The 19,206-nt window shown below is 55.4% G+C and carries 21 protein-coding genes; 11 read left to right on the top strand and 10 right to left on the bottom strand.

Annotation, left to right across the window (positions count from 1 at the left end; all coding sequences use genetic code 11):
• Positions 1-94: 94 nt before the first annotated feature.
• The 6 genes from AC5JQH_RS11785 to AC5JQH_RS11760 form a co-directional block, all read right to left on the bottom strand.
• Entirely contained in the window at positions 95-328 is a 234-nt protein-coding gene (locus tag AC5JQH_RS11785; RefSeq protein ID WP_008169431.1) for a hypothetical protein, read from the bottom strand.
• 12 nt (positions 329-340) lie between these two features.
• A complete protein-coding gene (locus tag AC5JQH_RS11780) occupies positions 341-1,696 on the bottom strand; it encodes an APC family permease (RefSeq protein ID WP_493791195.1) in 1,356 nt (451 codons plus the stop codon).
• A gap of 11 nt (positions 1,697-1,707) precedes the next feature.
• Complete coding sequence (locus AC5JQH_RS11775) at positions 1,708-2,064, bottom strand: hypothetical protein (protein ID WP_008169428.1); 357 nt, start codon at positions 2,062-2,064, stop codon at positions 1,708-1,710.
• A gap of 146 nt (positions 2,065-2,210) precedes the next feature.
• Positions 2,211-2,960: a copper resistance protein B gene (locus AC5JQH_RS11770; protein ID WP_493791196.1), complete on the bottom strand. Its 750-nt coding sequence runs from the start codon at positions 2,958-2,960 to the stop codon at positions 2,211-2,213.
• On the bottom strand, positions 2,957-4,738 hold the full coding sequence (locus tag AC5JQH_RS11765; protein WP_493805611.1) for a copper resistance system multicopper oxidase: 1,782 nt from the start codon (positions 4,736-4,738) through the stop codon (positions 2,957-2,959). The genes AC5JQH_RS11770 and AC5JQH_RS11765 overlap by 4 nt, the downstream gene beginning before the upstream one ends.
• An 84-nt stretch (positions 4,739-4,822) precedes the next feature.
• Positions 4,823-5,350: a cupredoxin domain-containing protein gene (locus AC5JQH_RS11760; protein ID WP_474270979.1), complete on the bottom strand. Its 528-nt coding sequence runs from the start codon at positions 5,348-5,350 to the stop codon at positions 4,823-4,825.
• A gap of 202 nt (positions 5,351-5,552) precedes the next feature.
• Here AC5JQH_RS11760 and AC5JQH_RS11755 point away from each other — a divergent pair, with 202 nt between their 5' ends.
• The 3 genes from AC5JQH_RS11755 (at position 5,553) to AC5JQH_RS11745 (ending at position 8,555) form a co-directional block, all read left to right on the top strand.
• Positions 5,553-6,218 (top strand): response regulator transcription factor, encoded by a 666-nt coding sequence (locus AC5JQH_RS11755; RefSeq protein ID WP_493791198.1) that lies wholly within the window; start codon positions 5,553-5,555, stop codon positions 6,216-6,218.
• Positions 6,205-7,533 (top strand): ATP-binding protein, encoded by a 1,329-nt coding sequence (locus AC5JQH_RS11750; RefSeq protein WP_491713189.1) that lies wholly within the window; start codon positions 6,205-6,207, stop codon positions 7,531-7,533. Before AC5JQH_RS11755 ends, AC5JQH_RS11750 begins: the two co-directional genes overlap by 14 nt.
• Positions 7,534-7,865: 332 nt before the next feature.
• Complete coding sequence (locus AC5JQH_RS11745; protein ID WP_008169416.1) at positions 7,866-8,555, top strand: hypothetical protein; 690 nt, start codon at positions 7,866-7,868, stop codon at positions 8,553-8,555.
• A gap of 2 nt (positions 8,556-8,557) precedes the next feature.
• Here AC5JQH_RS11745 and AC5JQH_RS11740 read toward each other — a convergent pair whose 3' ends face one another.
• A complete protein-coding gene (locus tag AC5JQH_RS11740) occupies positions 8,558-8,857 on the bottom strand; it encodes a hypothetical protein (RefSeq protein ID WP_008169415.1) in 300 nt (99 codons plus the stop codon).
• A 962-nt stretch (positions 8,858-9,819) separates the two neighbouring features.
• Here AC5JQH_RS11740 and AC5JQH_RS11735 point away from each other — a divergent pair.
• On the top strand, positions 9,820-10,290 hold the full coding sequence (locus AC5JQH_RS11735) for a MarR family winged helix-turn-helix transcriptional regulator (RefSeq protein ID WP_008177322.1): 471 nt from the start codon (positions 9,820-9,822) through the stop codon (positions 10,288-10,290).
• A 42-nt stretch (positions 10,291-10,332) separates the two neighbouring features.
• On the opposite strand, the gene AC5JQH_RS11730 is transcribed toward AC5JQH_RS11735, so the two are convergent.
• Positions 10,333-10,725: a glutaredoxin family protein gene (locus AC5JQH_RS11730; RefSeq protein WP_053113887.1), complete on the bottom strand. Its 393-nt coding sequence runs from the start codon at positions 10,723-10,725 to the stop codon at positions 10,333-10,335.
• Between the two features lie 160 nt (positions 10,726-10,885).
• Here AC5JQH_RS11730 and AC5JQH_RS11725 point away from each other — a divergent pair, with 160 nt between their 5' ends.
• On the top strand, positions 10,886-12,568 hold the full coding sequence (locus AC5JQH_RS11725) for an FAD-binding oxidoreductase (RefSeq protein ID WP_493805610.1): 1,683 nt from the start codon (positions 10,886-10,888) through the stop codon (positions 12,566-12,568).
• A gap of 10 nt (positions 12,569-12,578) precedes the next feature.
• Here the strand turns inward: AC5JQH_RS11725 and AC5JQH_RS11720 are convergent, their stop codons facing one another.
• Entirely contained in the window at positions 12,579-13,709 is a 1,131-nt protein-coding gene (locus tag AC5JQH_RS11720) for a putative sulfate/molybdate transporter (RefSeq protein ID WP_104270522.1), read from the bottom strand.
• A 38-nt stretch (positions 13,710-13,747) separates the two neighbouring features.
• A complete protein-coding gene (locus AC5JQH_RS11715; protein WP_493805609.1) occupies positions 13,748-14,632 on the bottom strand; it encodes a substrate-binding domain-containing protein in 885 nt (294 codons plus the stop codon).
• 118 nt (positions 14,633-14,750) lie between these two features.
• On the opposite strand from AC5JQH_RS11715, the gene AC5JQH_RS11710 reads away from it, so the two are divergent.
• The 6 genes from AC5JQH_RS11710 (at position 14,751) to mobB (ending at position 19,204) form a co-directional block, all read left to right on the top strand.
• Complete coding sequence (locus AC5JQH_RS11710) at positions 14,751-15,449, top strand: ABC transporter permease (protein ID WP_008177308.1); 699 nt, start codon at positions 14,751-14,753, stop codon at positions 15,447-15,449.
• Positions 15,446-16,189, top strand: coding sequence for an ATP-binding cassette domain-containing protein (locus tag AC5JQH_RS11705; RefSeq protein ID WP_493805608.1), 744 nt, complete (start codon positions 15,446-15,448; stop codon positions 16,187-16,189). The genes AC5JQH_RS11710 and AC5JQH_RS11705 overlap by 4 nt, the downstream gene beginning before the upstream one ends.
• Before the next feature lie 68 nt (positions 16,190-16,257).
• Complete coding sequence (locus AC5JQH_RS11700) at positions 16,258-17,064, top strand: ABC transporter substrate-binding protein (protein WP_008177306.1); 807 nt, start codon at positions 16,258-16,260, stop codon at positions 17,062-17,064.
• A gap of 182 nt (positions 17,065-17,246) precedes the next feature.
• Positions 17,247-18,116, top strand: coding sequence for a formate dehydrogenase accessory sulfurtransferase FdhD (locus tag AC5JQH_RS11695; RefSeq protein WP_008177305.1), 870 nt, complete (start codon positions 17,247-17,249; stop codon positions 18,114-18,116).
• A 12-nt stretch (positions 18,117-18,128) separates the two neighbouring features.
• Positions 18,129-18,716 (top strand): molybdenum cofactor guanylyltransferase MobA, encoded by a 588-nt coding sequence (mobA, locus tag AC5JQH_RS11690; protein WP_008177304.1) that lies wholly within the window; start codon positions 18,129-18,131, stop codon positions 18,714-18,716.
• Positions 18,713-19,204 (top strand): molybdopterin-guanine dinucleotide biosynthesis protein B, encoded by a 492-nt coding sequence (gene mobB, locus AC5JQH_RS11685; protein WP_008177303.1) that lies wholly within the window; start codon positions 18,713-18,715, stop codon positions 19,202-19,204. The genes mobA and mobB overlap by 4 nt, the downstream gene beginning before the upstream one ends.
• Positions 19,205-19,206: the final 2 nt, after the last annotated feature.

The following is a 19,206-nucleotide window of genomic DNA, read 5'->3' as shown; positions in this document are numbered from 1 at the left end:
TTTCAATTATTGTGATCACACGAACAACAGCCTTAAGTCGTATCGTAGGATTGTGAAGAAAGCTCAATGTATCAATTGCATTACAACAGTCCACTTATTTTCCACTCCGCTCAACTGGCCAGTCACTAAAAGCGATGAAGTAGAGCAAAACCAGATTGACGATGGGGATAAGTATCAAGACCCCCATCCAACCCGGATAGCCCGTGCGCTGGCAAATACGCCAGGCCGGGATGACGACTACGATGGCAATCACCAGCATCCACAGCCAGTGCCCGGCCCACATGGTGTTGCCAAACATGTTTTCCCCCATCGTGATACTGCCCTCCATGTTGAATTCCGATTACTGGTGACCGTGAGCATGGGATTCCTCGTGGCCGTTTTTTTCGGCTGCTGCAGCCCTTTTCAGGAAAAGCTGCCCGGATACCGCGATCACGATCATCGTGACAACCGCCACGCCAATGACAAACGGGTCGGTATTCAGTTTGACCCAGACAAAGCCGCCCAGCACGAGCAAATCCAGACCGATGGCCGTTGCCGGCACCCACGCCCTGGCCTTCACATCGTCGCGCAGGTAGCGAAGCACGCCCCAATGGATGGCAATGTCCATAACCAGGTAGAACACGATACCCAGGGCGGCAATCCGGGAGAGGTCAAAGAAGGCTGTCAGAGCCAGCCCCAGGACCACAGTGTAGACCAGCGTGTGCTTCTGGATGCTGCCCGGCATACCAAAATGACGGTGAGGGACCAGTTTCATTTCAGTCAGCATGGCAAGCATGCGCGAGACAGCAAAAATGCTGGCCAGAATGCCACCGGAGGTGGCCGTCATGGCAATGGCGACCGTGAACCAGAGGCCATAATCCCCCAGCGCCGGACGCGCGGCAGCCGCAAGGGAGTAATCCTGGGTCTTGATGATTTCCGCCAGGGACAGGTTGCTGGCCACGGCAAAACCGACCAGGGTGTAGATCACCACGCAGGCGGCAATGGAAATAATGATGGCGCGACTCACGTTCCGGTTAGGGTTTTGCACCTCGGAGCCGCTGTTGGTGATGGTGGTGAAGCCCTTGAAGGCCAGTATTCCGAGCGCCGTCGCACCCAGGAAATTGCCTGCGGTTCCGGCCTCGCCCGGGCTTGAGAAATCCACCGCCAGGCTGTCGGCAATCCAGACACCCACCAGCCCGAAAACCAGTATACCGCCGATTTTCAGAAACCCGATAAAGGAAGCCACGCCCTGAATCATTCGGTTACCGAGCAGATTGATCAGAAACGCCGCCAGGATCAGCGACACACCCAGAATGGACACCATGCGACCACTTTCATCACCACCGAACAGTTGCATGGTGTAGGAACCGAAAGTACGCGCGAGGAAGCTCTGGGCGATCACCATCGAGAAATACATCAGCAGGGCGTTGAACGCGGTCGGCAGCCGATTGCCATAGGCTTTGTAAAGGTACATGCCAATGCCCCCGGCTGACGGCCAGGCATTGGAAATCTTGACGTAGGAATAAGAACTGAAGCTGACGATCACCGCAGCCGCCAGAAACGCCAATGGGAAAAGAACACCGGTCATCTGCGCCATCTGCCCGGTAAGTGCAAAGATACCGGCGCCGATCATGACGCCGGTACCGAGCATAACGGTTCCCGCGAGTGTGAGACTGCCTTCCTTATAGCGAGTGGTTCTATCTTGCTCCCTGCTCATTTAACCTCCGGTTATTTTCGTTTCATGGGCGGGATCTTTGAACAGCAAAACGGATCATGCTTGGCATTGGCACGAACGTTGTCATCTGTAAATCGATACCACGCCAGCTTCCTTTGAGCCCACCACCCCGCCTTCAACCGGCCACCATGTGCTCCAATCACCTCCAATAACTCGTCGGTAGACCAATGAGTCCCATCGAAGGTAACGTCTAACAGATTATTTGGCTTGCGTTCGGCAAAATCAACACAGGGGTGATGATTGAGTTCGTGAATAAAGTCAGACCATTCACTCTCTTCAAAACCTTCCACGACAAGTTTCCGTCGCAGCAGGAACTGTTCCTGGTTCGATGTTTTATGTGCTTTAGTCATGGCGGGCCCCTCTTCGCCTTATCATTTCCCCTCAATGACAACATGCGGACCTGAACTGCGACTGAAAATCAGTGAAGGTTTTCGATGAAATTGACGTACATCATAAAATAGAGCCAGGGCAACCCCTGGCTCCTTATTCATTCCGATCAGAACGAGATGCGGGCACCGACGACTGCGAACCAGTCTTCTGTGCCACCGCCTTTGGCTTTAGCGAGATCTGCGGTATCACCGTACGTGCGCTCATGCACCACGCCCACGTAAGGCGAGAATGCGCGATCGATCAGGTCATAGCGTAACCGGAGCCCAGTTTCGGTGGAAACCAAGCCTTTGCCCACGCCAATTTCCTCATCCTCGCTAAATGCTACCGTCGCATCCAGGGTTGCAGACAGGATCCAGTAATTGGTGAAAAGCAGCTCGTATTCCGCGTCGATTTCGGCAGACGTATCACCATCCTTGCTGGCATACAGGTTGGCATCGACTTCAAACCATTGTGGGGCAAGCCCAGCGACACCCAGCACGGCATAAGTGCGATCCGGCCCTTCAGGGGTGTCGAAGCGAACACCCGCTTTGGCGTCGAAGAACTTGGAGATGGGGATCTGGCCGACCAACTGGTTTTCCAGTGTTTCGTAGGCCTGTGCCTCTATCTCGTATTCCCCGGTTGTGAGCAGCCGGACTTTGAACTCGTCGGTGCCATAGAAGGCATCCGCAGTCCAGACGCCCAGTTCCTCATCATCATCGCTGTATCGGTACTCAAACTCCTCAAATTGAACACCCCAGGCTGTGAGCGGTTGTTTACGAGCGGTGGTATCGGAAATCATTTCCTGAGCTATCACCGTCGTTGAGAAACCAATAGAGGCAAGGAAACTGACTGCGGCAAGTGATCGAATACAGCTCATGCCTCACCTCCATCTTCAGCAACAACGCCTGTCTTGGCCTGCGTGGACTCAGGGCCACCCTCAACAATCACCTTGCGGAACATCCCGGCAGCCGCATGGTAAGAAAGATGGCAATGGAACGCCCATTGGCCTGGCTCGTCAACCTCGGTTTCCATGTACACCGTAGTGCCCGGGTTCACGTTAACGGTGTGTTTGATCGGGTTCCACTGACCTGCGCCAACATCAAGGATGGACCACATACCGTGCAGGTGCATGGGGTGAGTCATCATGGTTTCGTTCACAAACTTGAAACGGACCCGTTCACCATATTTGAGACGAATGGGATCCGCGTCTTCGTATTTAACACCGTTGATACTCCACGTGTAGCGCTCCATATTGCCGGTCAAACGAAGCTCGATCTCCCGAGTCGGTTCGCGGTCTTCGTACAACGGGTCCTGAGCCTTCAGATCAGCATAGGACAGGAACTTGCCACCATTGGCCGCCGTCGGCACAACGCCACTGCCCTTGGCATAGAAGGGATCGCTGGGACCGCCTTTTCCCATCGCCATGGAACCATGGTCCATGCCGGACATGTCAGAGTGATCCATTCCCTTCATGTTGGAGTGATCCATTCCTTTCATATTCGAATGGTCCATGCTGCCCATGTTTGAGTGGTCCATTCCGGACACACCTTCTGAGCTGCCCATATCCATGTTTCCATGATCCATGCCTGCCATGCTGCCATGGTCCATACCGGGCATACCGCCCATATCCGCCATGGTCAGTCGGGCAGCTTCACGCAGTTGCGGCACGGCCGCTTCCATACCCTCTTCGGGGGCCAGTGTTGCCCTCGCATAACCGGAACGCCCCATGGATTCGGCGAAAATGGTGTAAGCCTGCTCATCTTTGGGGCGCACAATCACATCGTAGGTTTCCGCCACACCAATACGGAATTCGTCCACGTTAACCGGCTGAACGTTGTTGCCGTCCGCCTGCACGACCGTCATATCCAGGCCAGGGATCCGGACGTCAAAATAGGCCATCGCCGAGGAGTTGATGAAGCGCAGCCGGATGCGTTCGCCGGGCTCAAAGATTCCGGTCCAGTTTTGGTCCGGTCCTTTACCGTTGATCAGGCCCGTAAAGCCCTGCAGATCCTCAACGTCCGCTTTCATCATGCGCATATCGCCCCATGCCATCCGATCTCGGACAGTACTCATCAGGCCGTTTTCGGACACGTCCGAGAAAAACTCGCCCACAGTTTGCTGCTCACGGTTGTAATAATCCGACATCATTTTCAGGTTGCGCATGATGCGGTCACCGGAATGGGGGTGTTTATCGGTCAGCTGCACCACGTATTCACGATCGTAGCGGAACGGTTCACGGCCCTCGGGCTCAATGACAATGGCGCCATAGGCTCCGTCTGGCTCCTGAAAACCAGAGTGGCTGTGGAACCAATAGGTTCCTGCTTGCTGGATAGGAAATTCATAGGTGAATGTTTCACCCGGCTTGATACCTGGAAAACTGATACCTGGCACACCATCCTGGTCGAAGGGAAGGATCAGTCCGTGCCAGTGGATCGAGGTCATCTCGTCCAGGTTGTTGGTTACGTTGATCCTGACATTTTCACCTTCCTTGAAGCGCATCACCGGTCCCGGAGATGCACCATTGTAGCCGATACCTTCTTTCACGAAATCGCCGGTATCAATTTTTACCCGGTCGACCGTCAGGTCGTACTCACCGGCCATAACCATGGCTGGCATCAGCAGGCTTAAAAGTCCTGTCAAAAAGCGTGGTTTCATCTGTGCTGCTCCAAACTACACGTCATTGAAGCAGGGCCGAGAAACGTGTCTCAGCCCCGCGCTCGCGGACCTCAGTCAAGCGAGTTACTCGAAATTGACCTCACCATACATCCCGGCCTGATAGTGGCCTGGCACGTTGCAGGCGAATTCGATATTGCCTTTATCAGAAAACTTCCAAATCACTTCTTTGCTTTGGCCGGGCTCCAGCAACACGCTGTTCGGGTCGTCATGCTTCATGGCTTTGCCATTGCCCATATCCATGTTCATCATGTCCTGGTTGAGCTTGCCGCCCTGGATCACGCCATGCTCAACCATCATCATCATTTCCTCTTGGTGAGCTTTGTGCATGTCGGGAGTGCCAACATTGAACTCATGCACGAGGTTTCCTTTGTTCTCCACCACGAAGCGAACGGTTTCACCAGGCTTCACGGTTATTTCTTCCGGCTCATAGTAGTTGTCGTACATTTCCACGGTGATGGTGCGAGCGACCTCGGAAGCCTTTCCGGGCTCTCCGCTGCTAGCCCCGTGCCCGCCACCGTGGACTCCTGCGGCAAAAGCACCCGCTGACATTGAAAAGGCCACACCCGCTACCAACAACTTTGATACATTCATACCATCTTCTCCTGTGAAATCGTTCAGCAACAATTAATTGTATTTTCAGGACACTTGATCAATGTCCAGAATCGTTACATAAGATCGCTTACCAACCTGAATTCTTACTGAAAATTCAAAAAAATTTATTTAGGCTGAATTCAGGACTACTAAAGACATTACGTTGAATTCACAGTCGCCGCTCAGCAAAAAGGAAAAAAAAATGCGCTTACTACTGGTTGAAGACGATCAGATGCTCTCAAACAGCCTCTTGCATCAACTTGAAAAATCGGGGTTCAGCGTGGACCCTGCGTATACGGCAGAAGAAGCAATGACTCTGGGTGAACAGGAAGATTATCGGGTCAGCATCTTGGATCTGGGGCTGCCCGACGGCAACGGTTTAGATGTTCTAAAAAAGTGGCGCGCAAAGAACATTGCCTTTCCCGTACTAATCCTGACAGCGCGAGATGACTGGCATGATAAAGTGGCTGGACTAAAGGCAGGGGCAGACGACTACCTCGCAAAACCTTTCCAGACCGAAGAGTTAATTGCACGGCTGAATGCTATTGTTCGCAGGAGCGAAGGGAGAACACATTCATTGGTTAAGGCAGGCCGCTTTGTGCTGGATGAAAATCGTCAATGCTTGTCGGTGGACGATGGAACTGAACATCCACTTACCGGCACAGAGTTTCGTCTTCTGCGCTGCCTGATGAGTAAGCCGGGCCATGTCTTTTCAAAAGACCAACTGCTAGAGCAGCTTTACAGTCTCGAAGATAGCCCAAGCGCGAACGTTATCGAGGCATATATTCGGAGGCTGCGAAAACTGGTGGGAAATTCCACAATCTCAACCCGACGTGGCCAAGGCTATATGTTCAATGACAACGTTTAAGAAACCTGCCTCTGTAAAAGGCACCCTGCTTGTAATACTGCTGCCCGCAGGTGTTGCCTTGATGGCAATAGCCTGGTTTGCACATGGTGCTCTGCTCGGAAGAATGTCCCGTGAATTTGTCACGGACAGGCTGAAAGAGGAGGTTTCGTTTTTAGAGCATCAGATTCGGGACAGTGACGGAGCCTTCGACGGACTCAAGACGGGCGATTACTTTCAGCGCGTATTCCACCATGCTTTTGTTCAACACTCCGATTCCAGGACCATCATTTCGCCAGAATCATGGAAACCGCTACTATCGCCGCTCATCAAATCGGAAAAAGAGGGCACGATTCGGGTCGAAAATTCTGAAATAGCAGGGGCCCCAACGGACATATTGGCATATCGGAGTTCCTTCATCGCAAACGAAAAACCGTTTGTTGTTATCGTTGCAGAAGACCTCGGCGCATTGAAGAATAGCCAGGCAGAGCTACATGCATGGACGGCAATCGCATCTCTTTTACTTATCTCGCTAATGGTTTGTGCAATCTGGCTCGGCGTCAATTTGTCCATGCATTCTGTCACACGACTCAAGGCGTCACTGAAAAGACTCCAGGATGGGAGCGTCTCGCGTATAGATATGACTGTCCCCGAGGAGTTCCACCCTCTCGTCGAACAGTTGAACCAGCTGCTTGACTCACTTGATCAACGATTGGAGCGCTCGAGGAATGCGCTGGCAAACCTATCCCACAGCGTTAAAACTCCGATTGCGTCTGTCCAACAAATTCTCAGCGACACTTCTACGCCGCTAGATAGCGAGTTAAGGCAGCAAATAGCTGCGCGTCTCGGGGATATTGACAAACAACTTGAAGCTGAAATGCGCCGCAGCCGGTTTGCTGGGCCGCAGGTAGGAAAAAGCTGCTATCCAGTAGAAAAAGCACGGGACCTTCTGTGGATGATGGGAAGACTATACCCGGCAAAATCATTTGAGTTATCAAGTTCTCTCCCAGAGAATAGCCGTTGGCCAATTGTAGAATACGACCTATCTGAAATACTGGGGATCGTGCTGGACAATGCGGGGAAGTGGTCACATAGAGAGGTGGAGCTAATATTGGAACAATGCGGCCCCTCAAAACGAATTGTCGTGACAGACGATGGTCCCGGCGTTGAGGAAGCTGAATTGAGCAAGCTTGGTCAACGAGGATTAAGGCTGGACGAACAGACTCCGGGCCACGGGCTCGGCCTTGCAATCGTTCAAGACATTGTTAGCCGGTATGGCGCAAAGATTGTCTTTTCCAATCGCCCACGAGGTGGATTAAAGGTCACGATTGAATTTTGAATTCACGGAAGTTAAAGAGCGGGTTGTCGCGTCTGAAAACTCTGATAACTCTACCCTTAGCAAGAACCAACGCAGTCAAACAAGTACGATTTGCCACATAACCGCACTGGCCTGACGGTGGCAACCATTCAGCTGGACGATGCTTCACTCCTAGGAAGCGACAACGATTGACCGAAGGTCGGTGTTTCCAGTTTGCAGCCCAAAGAGACTGAGAAGTTTATTGACCATTTTCGATTGCAGCAAGCTGACGTAGGCCTCAGAGTAGAGCAGGCGACGCCTGCTTGGCTGCGTACTATCTTTAACGTGATTTGGACGGGAAAGATCGACTATCCATGGCTATTAGCTTTTATGAAAAAGGGGAGCTGACCTCTGGCTTCCACGGTTGGCGAGTTGTTGCCACCATCCGAGGCAAACGCTATCAGAAGTATTTCTCTCTTAAGAGGCCGAACAACAGAATTACTCAAGAACTCTGGTACCAGTATCAAGAGACCAGGGCCAAGTACTATGAGGCCCGTTACATGGCCCGCTCCGCAGCACTTCAATATCTGGATTTCATTGGAAAAGACCATCCCTCAACCCTCCCCTGTCGCGGTGTTGGCTTCCAGGGCATCACGCTTGGCATCGGAAGCGGGAAAAGTGCTGCACAGGAAACCTGCTATTTCTCCGTAAACAAACGAGGAACTGCTAACAAATTCTACATAGATGAGCGGGCATCTCTATCTCAGGCCTGGGAGCATGCCGTAAAACATTGGGGAGAAGTGTTCAATATCCGACCCAAAGACATAGCTAAAAAGCTCGAACAGGTTCCCAGTCCTGATCAGTTCAAATCGCTTCGAAAACAACTGAACAATCACGAGGGCTGCGACTATCAAGCCAGCGTCCTCCATCATGTTTACGCCGAACAACGTAGCCAGCTGGAAAAACATAAGGCTAAGGCAACCACCAGAGGAACGCTCAACGAGGATGATCTTCTGGCAATGTACGCGAACCTAGAGCGCCAGGTGTCAGAGTTTCGGAATTAGATCTATTCAGTGTCTTGGCCGAAGGACCGGCCCAGCGCGTCCGGTTTAGACGAAAAAACCCTGACCATTGGCTGTCGTCCTTCCACGACGCCAACAATTCTGTCATGTCCGATGAAAGCCCCTACCATGTAGACACCGGGGCCAAGCCGTTTGTAGGGCTCAAGAATCATCGTTCGCCAAGCTTCGATATCCAATAGAACCGACTTTAACTCTAGAACTAATCGTAGAATCCTGCGGTCCGCCACGCCGAGCCAATGAGAAAGCTCAATATTATCTTCTGTAACGATGCCGACGGTTTCCATTGACGCAAACGCTTGAAGGGTGGCGTAGTCATATTGTGTCGGCGACGAAACTCCGTCCTCAGCTCGCTAATCCCGTTCACGTGGATTTCCAACTAGTAAGGTCAGAAGGCAAATACCGTAACCTTTCCAAAGGCAATGCGGACAGTAACCGATGCTCATTGAGAGTGATGGAACACCTCTGACCCAAAACTGAATATTCGAACATTATTCTGATAATCCTGATTGACTAGGTCAAGATTGGGTCGATCAAAGGGTGCGAATTGTCACAAGCGGGGGTGGTGCCAAGTCTCTCCTTGGCGCGTCACACCACTGGGCAGGTGTCGCGTTTGCCTAGCATCCGTGCCGGCGTTGAGTCCCGGTCGTCCTGACCAGCTGACTCGGCCCCAACCCTATCATTGTCAATGCAGGATTCGTGTGAGATATATCTTAAAGCTGCGTAGGATCCTGAATTGGGCGTGGCGGCGACTGTCCGACCAGGGATGAGGAGGATTAACAATCAACCTGTTTCGCAAGGTAGGCTCTACCGACCTTCTTTGCATATCGAGTCTAATCTACCGACATATGCCTGAAGTCGTTAATTGAGAAAGACTCAGAAACAAGTTTAAACAATGAATCAGCCAACTGGTCATGCCGCTATAGCGTGGTCGGAAATTGACACAACAAATTATCCTGTGGTCGCAAAACGGACGTTCAGGCGGACAGACCAAAACTTTTTCTGGGAGAAATTCAATCTCTTTTAGGAATGTCCGCAGTAACGGGTAGAACCCAGCTGATCACCAACTGAGTGAAGACTGCGACTACGGAGTTTCCTGCGAGATCTCAGGAAACTCCGGATTCACAGTGCCCTGCTCCTCCGGCGTGACCCAAGAAAATGCGGAAGATCACCCCGGATCTATGTGAAGATATCGTTGATGAATAGACTCAAACGTCTTGCGAACCATTCTTTACCAACGGGATACGAAATGATCGTCAACGAATCCGGAGGCATCCCCAACCGCCTGTTTTTCCGACTGTTCCAGACAGGAAACATTCTGCAGCGTCAGGTTCAGAATGAGATGGGCATCAGTGCTGTGCAGTGGGCAGTACTGGGTGCATTGTCTCGAGAAGGATTCGAAGATGGCACCTCATTCAACCAACTGAAAGAGTACCTCTACGTCAGTCGCCAAAACCTCGATGGCGTGCTCAAACGAATGGAACGAGACGGGCATGTTGTTCGGATACCGGATCCCCAGGATCGCCGAGCTCGACTCGTGGTTCTTACCGAATCTGGCCGCACTTTCTGGAATCGACTTCAGGACACTATTGCCGAATTTTACAGACAGGCCATGCAGGGGATGAGTTTTGATGACGGCGTCAGCCTGCTTCACCTTCTGAAAAAGCTTCAGCATGAACTCATCGACATATCCCTGGAATCGAACATCCCAGGGGAATGATCGTGACTAGCTAACGCCCTCTCCAAAAATCAGCAACGGCAATCAGGCCGGCTCAAACCGCTCCTGTAGCCACGCCTTGATCTCGTCAGACTCATACAGCCAACGATCACTGCCATCCTCCTGATGAATCTTCAGGCAGGGCACCTTGATTTGGCCGCCGCCGGCTTCCAGCGCCGCACGATGTTCCGGGTCATGCTGGGCGTCGCGGGTTTCAATGTTCAGACCGAGCCGTGCGATTTCCTTTCTTACCTTGATGCAGAACGGGCAGGCCTTGAACTGGTACAGGGCGAGGTTTTTGCTGGCCTCGTCGGCGCGGGCTTGCTCTTCAGCACTGCGGGTCACGCTTTCAGGCGTGCTGAGCTTTTCACTGAGCAGCATGAAGGGCGTCAGTACCAGACGCAGGGTGCGAAAAAAATAGCGAATAATAACTCTCATGAGTAAGACTCAAACTCCGGGTTTCTTGGTAAAAGTCGGCCTGAACGATGTCGGCATTCAGGATTGATTTGCGTACTTGATAGCGGTGTACGAGGATATCATTTCAACAGATGAAGTGTTCAGAGTAACGGGGGCAGACCCCTCATTGATGGAGAATCCGATGTCTGAGTCCGGCACCAAATCTCTGCGCAAACCCCTGCGATTCTGGGGTTGGGGCTATGCGGATGAGGATCTGCATCCCGAAGAACACGCCATGATCGAGACCGTTACGAAAATGTTGGTGCCGGAAGGCCTGGTGGAGATTGAGCCACCAAAGGTTGAAGACTTTGACCTCCCAGCATCCCGGTTGCCCTCTGTTCCCGAGCATCTCTCAGACATCATTTCCACTACGAACTACGACCGCCTGGTGCACAGCTACGGGAAGTCCTACGCCGACATGGCCAGGATGCTGATGCGAAAAGTGCCCAACCCGCCCGATGCCGTCGCCTTTCCCAAGACGGAAGACGATATCCAGCAACTGTTTCGCTATGCGGCCGAAGACAATATTGCACTGATCCCGTTCGGTGGCGGCACCAGTGTCTGCGGCGGCGTTGAGCCCGATGTTGGCGACACCTACCAGGCGACGATCAGTGTCGATATGGAAAACCTGAACCAGATTCTGGAGATTGATCCTATCAGTCGTCGCGCCCGGATCCAGGCAGGAATCAAAGGCCCGGATCTCGAGCGGCAACTGAAGCAACATGGTTTGACACTGCGCCATTACCCACAGAGCTTTCCGTTCGTGAGTCTGGGCGGCATGCTGGCAACCCGCGCTGGCGGCCATTTTGCGACCGTATACACGCACATCGAAGACATGGTGGAAGCAACCCGGCTGGTCACGCCAAAAGGCATCATCGAGACCCGCGCTCTGCCCGGCTCAGGCGCGGGCCCTTCGGCAGACCGCATGATCTGTGGCTCAGAAGGTACGCTGGGGATCATTACCGAAGCCACCATGCGATTACAGCATCGACCAAAGTGGCGGGCCACGGCGTCCGTCCGCTTTGATCGCTTCATGAACGGTGTCGATGCTGTCAGACAGATCGCGCAATCGGGTTTATTCCCGTCGAATTGCCGTCTACTGGATGAGGCCGAAGTGGTGATCAACCGGATCGCTGACAAACCCTGCGCCATTCTGGTTCTTGGTTTCGAATCCGCAGATCATCCGCAAGACCAGAAAATCGAGCGGGCCGTCGCCATTGCCGAAGAACATGGCGGTGTTCTGCAAAAAGATGGCATTAGCTATAACCCGGATCATGCAGAAAAAGGGTCCAGCGAAGCCGAGTCCTGGAGAAATGCCTTTATCCGAATGCCCTACTGGCGCAATCGATTAACCGCCATGGGCATGATTGCCGACACCTTCGAAACCGCGATCACCTGGGACAGGTTCCCGAGCCTTTACAAGGCAGTAAGATCAACCATGGAGTCCGCGCTTCGCGAGATCACGCAACGACCATTTTCATTCTCCTGCCGCTTTACCCATGTTTACCCGGACGGGCCTGCGCCCTATTTCACGTTTTATTGCGTGGGCGACACTACCGGCGATCTGGGCAAAGCCCTGGAAAAGTGGAAACAGCTCAAACGCATCTCCATGGAAGTGCTGGCCGAGCAAGGCGCTACCGTCACCCATCACCACGCCGTTGGCCGGGATCATCGCTTTGGCTATGAGCAGCAGACATCACCGCTGTTTCGTCAGACCCTGGCGGCGGGCAAGCACTTCCTGGATCCTCAGGGCATCCTGAATCCGGGCGCTTTGTATGATCCGCAGGATAAAAACGTTGGCATTCGGGGGGTATTGGAAGACTGAGGCAACTCTCTCAGTCCTGATGCACACCGTTGAAACGTCCCCGCAACCAGGCAGTCCGGAACGTCTCCGCCGCCACCCCGGCCAGGAATCCGAAAAACGGGTCAGCCCAGAAGGTAATCAGTGCGGTGATTCCGATCACCGGCCAGCAGGATGGTTTCGCGGTCCAGAGACGCCTGGTGAGGCCAAGCTCGACAGCTGCGACCATGAGCAGGGCGCCGAGACCGGCCGCGGGTACAGCCGCGATAAACGACAGCCCGCCGGGTACGATTGCCACCAGAAGCAACCCCACGCCCAGCAGGACGGGCGCAACGCCCGTGCGGGCACCGAAGCGATAGTGTGCCGCAACACCCCCAGCGCCATGACACATGGGCAAGGCACCGAACGGAACCAGGCACAGGTTGGCCAGGCCGGTTGTAACGGAAAGACGCGCAGGCGAGACCCGGGACTGGTCGCCGAAATAATCCCCGACCACCAGGGCCGTCAGAACGATCGCGTTGGTGATGGTCAGCGCCAGTTGTGGCAGCACCAGGATGGAAAATCCCTGCTGCCAGTCATCCATTGAGGGCAGCTCCGGCATCGAGAAAATTGCCGGATCCACCGGTAGCGGCAGCCCGGGCGAGCCCAGCAACGCCCCGAGAACCATCGCCACGGCAAGCCCCAGTAATGCCGCAGGCCAACTGGGGAAAAGTTTCAGGGTGACGGCCAGCAACGCAAGGACCAGGAGCCCCAACGGCAAAGAGGTGGTCATCAATTCCAGGCTCATGCTGGCCAACAACAACCCCAGCCCCAACTGCAGGCCGCTCAACACCGAACCTGGCACCAGGCGTGCAGCCCGGTTGATCCACCCGGTTGAACCCAGAATCAGAAGAATCGCGCCGATCAGAACACCACTGGCAACAAGGCTCTGGGCGCTGACCTGGGTGGTAAGCAGAAGCGCGGCCACCGCTTTCATGGGTTGCACGGGTACTGGCAGGCGATAATAAAGCCCGGTGGCGATATAGAAGAGGGCAAATCCCAGCAGAACCGGTACCGGCGCCAGCCCGGCCACGCCAATGGCTCCGAGGCTCAGTGGCAACAGTGTACCAATGTCACCCAAAGCGCCGCTGAACTCTTTGACAGTTCTGTTTCCGATTGACCCCATGCAGGCCCCTGCTTGATCTGCCTGTTTATTATTTTTGCTCAGGCGTTGTACACAACGTTTCCAAGCTCACTGATATTATAACCACCCAATGCCTCCGCTCGCTGAACAAATCGTTCACTGCGAGCAAAACCCAGCAAACGCTGCATGGCCGGCTCGAAGTAATGGCGCCTGCGCATGGCCAGGTCAAAGTGCTCCTGCTGCAGGGGAATAAATGCCAGCCCCTGGCGCCTGGCAGCCGCTTCAATACCCACGCCCACATCCGCCTCCCCCTGGCGAATGGCCAGTGCCAGATCGTCCTCACTGAGCGAGGGATGGGCGGCCCAGGTAAGCTGACTGCCATCTATACGATGGCGGGCAAGCAGCCCCTGCAGCAGATGGCTGACACCGGCATCGGGCTGGCGGTGGGCAAGGCGAAGGCCTGGTCGGGCGATATCCTCAAGCCGCGTGAGTCCGTGAGGGTTGCCGGGCGCCAGGAGGAGCCCCTGCTGGCGCTTGGCCCAGCGAATCAGCACCAGGTCCCTCATGCCAGTCAAACCCAGGGTGGCCGGATCGTTGTATCGCTCACTCTCCGCGTGCCAGATGTGCATGCCAGCGACCATCGCGCGCCCGTCCACCAGGCGCTGAACCCCATCGCCGCTACCCTGGCACAACATGGCAAGCTCGGCGTTGCTCTCCTTTACCGCCCACTCCAGCAGCGGGTCCTGGCTACCCACTAGCACCGGCAGCGTTGGAGCACTGATCGCATCGTCACCTTGAAGGTGGTTCATCAACCACAAATCAATACGCTGGCGCGGGAACAATAGCTTTCCTGTGACCCGAACGCAGGGAATAACACCCTGGCTGACGAGATCATAGACCTTGCGTTCTTTCAGGCGCAGATACTCAGCAGCCTCGGCCGTAGTGAGGTAGGCGGGAAGGGGCATCAGAATCTCCGGAGGATCAGGTAAAGCATCAGGCTGTTTTTGACTGCATATTTTTCAGCAGGCTGTGCAAAGCGTAGTTAAAAACGCCACGATGCTCAACATTAAAGGAGACGCAGCTGTGGAAGAAAATGCGTTTTACGTGGCGCTGTCGCTACTGGTGAACCTCGACGCTTCGCTGTACCAGATCGTGGTGCTTTCGCTACAGGTTTCGCTTCTGGCGGTCCTGATAGCGGCGTTTTTGGGGTTTCCCCTGGGTGCGGCAGTTGCATTGTGGCAATTCCCCGGGCGCGGCGGTGTGGTTGTTGCGCTGAATGCCTTGATGGGGTTGCCTCCGGTTGTGGCCGGGCTCGGCGTTTACCTGCTGTTATCGCGGGCCGGACCTCTGGGTGAACTGGGCCTTCTGTTCACGCCCAGCGCCATGGTGATTGCGCAGGTGATACTGGTATTGCCCATTCTCGCCGCGCTCTCGCGCCAGAAAGTGGAGGAGTTACTGGGTGAGTACCGGGAACAGTTCGTATCGCTGGGCATGTCCCGGGCGCGGATGATGCCCACCCTGTTGTGGGACGCCCGCTTTGCCTTGCTGACTGTTCTGCTCGCAGGGTTCGGCCGGGCCAGCGCAGAAGTGGGCGCTGTCATGATGGTAGGCGGCAATATTGATGGCGTGACCCGGGTCATGACCACGGCCATTGTGCTGGAGACAAGCAAGGGTGCCCTGCCCCTGGCGTTGGGCCTGGGCATTGTCCTTCTGACACTGGTCATGGTGATCAACGCCACGGCCTACATTTTGAGTGAAACGGCTAAAAGGCGCATGGGATGACTTCACTGAACGTGCCCGTTAACAACCCGATCGAACTCAGTGCACCGCCGTCGCTGCAATTCGAGAGCGTCGAGTTCAACCCTTTCGGCCACCGGCTTTTTGGCCCCTGTTCGTTCAAGCTTGACGGACCCGCCCCCACGCTGGTGATGGGCCCCAATGGCGCCGGCAAAAGCCTCATGCTGCGACTGGCGCACGGACTGCTCACACCGACGGAGGGCGCCGTGAGCTGGTCAGGCGCCAGCGCGCCCCGCCAGGCCATGGTTTTCCAGACGCCGATCCTTTTGCGCCGTTCGGCGCTGGCCAACCTCCGGCACGCACTGGCGGTCAACAATGTGCCACGCAAGTTGCGCACAGAGCTGGCTCTCGAAGCCCTGGCCCGGTTTGGCCTCTCCTCCTGCGCCGACACGCCTGCGCGGGTGCTGTCCGGCGGCGAGAAACAACGCCTGGCACTGGCACGTGCCTGGTCGCTTTCACCGGCAGTGTTGTTTCTGGATGAACCCACCTCCGCACTGGATCCTGCCGCGATTAAGGCCGTGGAACTCGCCGTACAGGAATTTCACAAGCAGGGTACACGCGTCGTAATGACCACCCACGATCTCCACCAGGCCCGGCGACTGGCCGGCGATGTCCTGTTTCTTTCGGAAGGCAAGGTACAGGAACACACACCAGCGGACATGTTTTTCCGTGCCCCGGTCTCGCGGCAGGCACAGGCCTATCTCAACGGCGAGCTCGTAGCCTGACCCACCAATAAGAAACCGCATCGGACCACCGATTTCTTGGTGAATGAATACCAAAAGGAGAAAACAAAATGAAAAAGACCCTTAACCTGGTTCTTGCAGCCGTCACTACCGTGGGCCTGGCCTTCAGCGCCCACGCCGAAGATTACATAACGCTGGCCTCGACAACCTCAACCGAGAACTCGGGCCTGTTTGATTCGATCCTGCCAAAGTTCGAGGACGCCACTGGCATCGAAGTGCGCGTTGTCGCCGTTGGTACCGGCCAGGCCTTCGAAATCGCCCGCCGTGGTGATGCCGACAGCCTTCTGGTGCACGACACCGCCGGCGAAAAACGTTTTGTGGAGAACGGCTACGCCACAGAGCGGGCCGACGTGATGTACAACGACTTTGTATTAATTGGCCCTGCCGATGATCCGGCCAACATCAGCGCAGCGAAAACCGCCGCTGAAGCGCTGTCTGCCATTGCCGAAGCAGAGGCACCGTTTGCCTCTCGTGGTGACGACAGTGGCACCAACCGTGCAGAACTTCGCCTGTGGGAAAGTGCCGGTGTTGAACCGGGCGGCAGCTGGTATCGCGAACTGGGCAGCGGCATGGGCCCGACCCTGAACACTGCCGCCGCCATGGATGCCTATGTGATGTCAGACCGCGCAACCTGGGTCGCGTTTGAAAACCGCCAGAACCTGAAGCTGCTCTTCGAAGGTGACAAAGTGCTGTTCAACCAGTACGGCAGCCTGCTGCTTTCTGAAGAGAAGCACCCGCACCTCAAGCATGAGATGGCCGCGAAATGGCACAACTGGCTAATCTCCGAAGAAGGTCAGCAAGCGATTGCCGACTTCAAGGTGGATGGACAGCAACTGTTTTTCCCGAACGCCAAGTAATTCAGCAGGGCCAAGGGTCACTGGCCTCACCCTGTCTAACCCTGTATTACCTGAACCCCGGCGCTGCCGGGGTTTTTTATTGGTGTAAGGCAGCTGTTTTTCCCCAATGCCAAATAGGCTAATCTCTGGCAATCTCCGTAGATATTCCATTCCGCGGCATTCACGAAACGGCTACAACAAAAATGACGATTGATCCCATACTTCCCGATCCCAAAGATCCCCGACTGTCCCGGCCGGTGGAGGGTGTTGACGAAAACGGCGAGGCCAAATCGATCAGCGTGATCGAGGAACGCCCCCTGACGATCTACCTGAACAGTCAGGAAATCGTCACCGCCATGACCATTGGCGATCACCCGGAGTATCTGGCCCTAGGCTTCCTGTTGAACCAGGGCATGCTGAAAGAGAGCGATCAGGTCACCGGGATCGATTTCGACGAGGAACTTGAGGTCGCGGTGGTGCGCACGGCGGGCGTTACCGATGTTGAGGACAAGCTGGAGAAGAAAACCCGTACCTCCGGCTGCGCCGTGGGCACGGTCTTCGGCGACATGATGGCGGGCCTCGAAGGGCTGTCGCTACCGGACACCCCGGTACACACCAGCAGCTTTTACGATCTCTCCTATCAGATCAACCACACGCCCAGCCTGTACATGGAAACCGGCGCCATTCATGGCACCGCGCTTTGCCAGGGCCAGACAATCCTGGCCTACATGGAGGACGTTGGACGGCACAACGCGGTCGATAAAATTGCCGGCTGGATGCACCTGAACAACATTTCTGCGGCCGATAAAGTGCTGTACACCACCGGGCGACTCACCTCGGAAATGGTGATCAAGACATCGCTGATGGGCATTCCCACGCTGATCAGCCGCTCGGGTTTCACCGCCTGGGGCGTTGATATCGCCCGGCAGGTCGGACTGACTCTGATCGGACGGATGCGAGGCAAGAAATTCACCTGCCTGAGCGGCCAGCATCGTCTGGTGTTCGATCAGGACTTGTCGCAGGTACCCGATGAAGACAAGAAGCTGCGTCGCAAAGGCGCTCAGAATGATTAATGGAGGCACTGCATGACTGATTGTGCAGTCATCCTGGCGGGCGGCCAGGCAAACCGCATGGGCGGCGGCGACAAAGGCCGGCTCATGCTCGGCGACCAGTCACTGATCCAGCGGGTAATTGAGCGGATCACGCCTCAGGTCGACGCCGTGGTGTTGAATGCCAACGGCGATTCAAGCCGGTTTGACGACCTGGGGTTGCCGGTAGTGGCCGATTCCATCGAGGGTTTTCCGGGGCCGCTGGCAGGCGTGCTCGCGGGCATGGACTGGGCCGCCGAACAGGGCCATGACTGGCTGATCAGCGTTGCGGCCGATACTCCGTCCTTTCCCAGGGATCTGGCTGTCAGGCTGGCTGAACATGACACCCCGGTGGTGCTGGCGGCCACGCCGGACCCCGAACGGGGCCGGCTGCCCCAGCCGACCTTCGGCCGCTGGCAGGTCGCTTTGCGGCATGATCTGCGAGCCGCCCTGAACGATGGCGTGCGCAAGATCCGCCAGTGGACACAGGCCCAGGGCGAAACCCTGGTAGTGTTCGACGAGGGCGACTTTTTCAACATCAATACGCCGGACGATCTGGCCTGGGCGGAGCAGCACCTGAAGTGAACGTAATAGGCATCGTAGGTTGGAAAAACTCCGGAAAGACCACACTGGCCGCGGCTCTGATTCGGGAGCTCTCCAGCAGAGGGCTAACGGTCAACTCGATCAAGCATGCCCACCACATGGTGGATGTGGATCAGCCCGGAACAGACAGCTACAAGCACCGGGACGCCGGTGCCCGTGAGGTCATACTGGCCGGTGGTCAGCGCTTCGCGATCATGCACGAACTCCGGGGGGCAACAGAGCCAACGCTGGACGAATTACTGTCCCGGCTGGGCCCCTGCGACTGGGTGGTGGTGGAGGGTTTCAAGACCCACTCCCACGCCAAGATCGAGGTGCACCGGCGGGAGGGTTCGCGGTCACCGCTGTTCACCGAGGATCCGAGCATTGTTGCCGTGGCGTCGGACTACGCTGCCGAGTTCTCGGGACCCGTGTTCGACATCAACGATATCCCCGCCATCGCTGATTTTATTCTCAACCGTCAGCCAGCCTGAAC

This window comes from Marinobacter sp. H13 (genome assembly GCF_059072335.1).
Note: the sequence above shows the minus strand (reverse complement) of the source record. Positions and strands in the feature narration are given on the sequence as shown.